This window comes from Micromonospora rosaria (assembly GCF_001567585.1).
GTDB lineage: Bacteria > Actinomycetota > Actinomycetes > Mycobacteriales > Micromonosporaceae > Micromonospora > Micromonospora rosaria.
The window spans coordinates 1-1,747 of sequence record NZ_LRQV01000287.1; the positions used below are offsets into that span (position 1 = coordinate 1).

Annotated in this window: 2 protein-coding genes; one reads left to right on the forward strand and one right to left on the reverse strand. The window is 76.1% G+C overall.

Translation table 11 applies throughout. The annotated features are described in order from the left end of the window. Positions 1 to 36: 36 nt before the first annotated feature. Positions 37 to 1,161: a glycine cleavage system aminomethyltransferase GcvT gene (gene gcvT, locus AWW66_RS32045; protein WP_067374562.1), complete on the reverse strand. Its 1,125-nt coding sequence runs from the start codon at positions 1,159 to 1,161 to the stop codon at positions 37 to 39. 164 nt (positions 1,162 to 1,325) lie between these two features. Between gcvT and AWW66_RS32050 the strand changes: the two genes are divergently transcribed. Next, positions 1,326 to 1,747, forward strand: a 422-nt coding sequence (locus tag AWW66_RS32050; protein WP_281179657.1) for a M17 family peptidase N-terminal domain-containing protein, incomplete at its 3' end; no start/stop codon positions are given.

A 1,747-nucleotide genomic window follows, 5' to 3' on the forward strand; every position in this document is an offset into this window, starting at 1 on the left:
GGGGGGGTGGGGGCAGGGGGGTGGGGGGGTGGGGGGTTAGCGGACGGAGGGGGTGACGAAGGGGGGGCGGGTGAGGCGCATCGGGGTGGCGCGGTTGCGGATGTCGACCTCGACCTGGTCGCCGTCGGCGAGGGCGGCGGCGGTGTCGATCAGGGCCAGGGCGATGCCCTCCTTGCGGGTGGGCGAGAAGGTGCCGCTGGTGATGGTGCCGACGACGGTGTCGCCGACCCGGACGGTCATGCCGGGGCGGGGGATGCCGCGCTCCAGGGCGACCAGCCCGCGCAGCGTACGCCCCGGTCCGGAGGCCTTCTCGGCGCGCAGCGCGTCGCGGCCCCAGAAGGCCGGCTTGTCCCAGCCCACCGCCCAGCCCGCGCGGGCCTGCACCGGGGTGATCTCCAGCGAGAGGTCCTGCCCGTGCAGCGGGTACCCCATCTCGGTGCGCAGGGTGTCCCGGGCGGCCAGTCCGCAGGCGCGCGGCGCGGGCTCGGCGGCGAAGAGCGCGTCCCACACCGGGACCGCCTGCGCGGCGGGCACCACCAGTTCGTAGCCGAGTTCACCGGTGTAGCCGGTCCGGCACACGGTCAGCTCGACGCCGTCGAGGGTGGCCGGGGAGAAGCTCATGTACCCGTGCTCGGTGGGCAGGCCCAGGGCGGCGAGCAGGTCGGCCGAGCGGGGCCCCTGCACGGCGAGGACCGCGTACCCCTCGTGCTCGTCGGTGACGGTGACCGACGGCGGGGCGGCGGCGCGCAGCCGGCGCACCACCTCGGTGGTGTTCGCGGCGTTCGGGATCAGGAAGACGTGGTCGTCGGCGTACCGGTAGGCGATCAGGTCGTCGACCACCCCGCCGGTGGCGTCGTCGCAGCAGAGCGTGTACTGCGCCCGGCCGGCGCCGATCCGCCCGAGGTCGTTGCTGAGGCAGGCGTCGACGAAGTCGACCGCCCCGGCCCCGGTGACCCGCGCCTTGCCCAGGTGCGACACGTCGAAGACGCCGACCCCGGCCCGGACCGCGGTGTGCTCCTTGAGCACCCCGCCCCCGGTGTACTCCAGCGGCATCTCCCAGCCACCGAAGGGGGCGAACTTGGCGCCGGCGGCGGTGTGCCGCTCGTGCAGCGGGGAACGACGCAGCCGGGTCGCGGCGGCGTCGGGGGTCACCTCGGTCATGGGTGGCAACTTACCGGGGTCCGCGCCGCTGGTTAGCATCGGCGGGACCCCGTCGGCGACGCGGACGGGACGCGACCGTCCTCCGGCGGGTACGTTGCGCCGGAGACCACCGACAAACCGCCGGTACGCGACGACGCGGCCGGCCCGGCCCGCCCGGAGTTGCTTTGACATCGCCCAGCACCACCCTGAGCCTGGTCGACACCGACCCCGCCGAACTCGCCGTCGACGCGATCGTGATCGGCGTGCACAGCCAGACCGGTGAGCCGGACGCCACCAGCGGACCCGCTGGCGCCCTGCTGCTGGCCAGTGGCGCGGAGAGCATCGCCGCCTCGTTCGACGGCCGGCTGACCGAGACGCTGGCGCTGCTCGGGGCGACCGGCGCCCCGGGTGAGGTGATCAAGCTGGCCACCCTGGGCACGGTGACCGCCCCACTGGTCGCCGCGGTCGGCCTCGGGCCGGAGCCGACCGGCGCCGCGCCCGCCCCGGAGACGCTGCGGCGGGCCGCCGGGGCGTCGGTCCGGGCGCTGGCCGGGGCGGCCCGGGTGGCGTTGAGCCTGCCGCTGCCCGACGACGCCGACGCGCCGGC